This window comes from Bacillus sp. SIMBA_005 (assembly GCF_046535585.1).
Taxonomy (GTDB): domain Bacteria; phylum Bacillota; class Bacilli; order Bacillales; family Bacillaceae; genus Bacillus; species Bacillus pumilus.
In genome coordinates, this window is sequence record NZ_JAWRWI010001281.1 from 1 (window position 1) to 231 (window position 231).

Consider the following 231-nt stretch of genomic DNA (forward strand, 5'->3'; position numbering starts at 1 on the left):
TCCATAAAAGAAATCGCAGTTATGAACCCAAACATAATCGTTGTCTTGCTGAAGTCCAATATTATCCCCTTCGTCACTAGCGCAATTCATAATTCCAATATTTCTGATTTCGATGTTTGAAGCATTTTTGACTCTTATTCCCCATCCGTCTGCTGTAGCATCATTTCCAATTCCTTCCAACGTGATATAGGCATTAGCATTCTTTTTATTTTCGATAACCAAATCTCCATT

At 36.4% G+C, this 231-nt stretch carries 1 pseudogene; it reads right to left on the reverse strand.

Going from position 1 to position 231, the window contains the following annotated elements:
- Window positions 1-231 (reverse strand): annotated as a pseudogene (locus SB660_RS24190) (pectate lyase family protein); the annotation flags it as partial.